This window comes from Flavobacterium sp. UBA5153, assembly GCA_002413745.1.
Classification (GTDB): Bacteria; Bacteroidota; Bacteroidia; order Flavobacteriales; family Flavobacteriaceae; genus Flavobacterium.
On record DHXP01000033.1, the window covers coordinates 1,497 to 2,173 of the forward strand.

The window sequence follows — 677 nt, forward strand, 5'->3', positions numbered from 1 at the left end:
ATTTAGTCATAATTGTATTAAAATAGATGTCAAAAACACATAAATAAAAACTTTTTCACTCCGATTAGCTGATTTTGTTGGGGGTACATTAGGGGTCATATGACCCCTGTGACTGTTTTGGTATTACTTTATTATTTCTATTTGTCCCAAACATTTAAAACCACAACATTATGGCAATCGAAGTAATCACTCGCGAGGATTTAAACGAATTTCGAACCCTCTTGCTTTCCGATTTAAACACACTATTTAATTCCAAACCGCAACAGCAAAAGCAATGGCTCAAATCTAATGAAGTTCGAAAGCTCTTAAATATATCCCCTGGTACTTTGCAAAACCTGCGAATCAATGGAACTATATCCTACACTAAAATTGGCGGAATACTTTACTATGCCAATAGCGATCTAGAAAAAGTTTTGCAGACAAACAAAGTGGAAGCAACACCCAATTTATTCAATCCTAAATAACTAAAAGATGAATTACATAAAACATCTAACAGGATTCTTTGAAAAAGTTGCCATCGATAAAACACTCAATCCAACACACGTAAGTTTGTATATGTCGTTGTTTCAATTTTGGAATTGTAATCGGTTCAAAAACCCAATCAGTATATCTCGTGATGAGGTAATGAGAATAAGCAAAATCAGTTCCAAAGCTACCTATCATAAGTGTTTGAAAAA

General features: G+C 33.5%; 1 protein-coding gene and 1 pseudogene. Both read left to right on the forward strand.

All coding sequences use genetic code 11. The features are described from left to right. The first annotated feature begins 170 nt into the window (after positions 1–170). A complete protein-coding gene (locus tag B2145_RS07125; protein WP_291100221.1) occupies positions 171–464 on the forward strand; it encodes a helix-turn-helix domain-containing protein in 294 nt (97 codons plus the stop codon). Positions 465–471: 7 nt separating this feature from the next. After that, positions 472–677, forward strand: a pseudogene (locus tag B2145_RS07130) (transcriptional regulator); the annotation flags it as partial.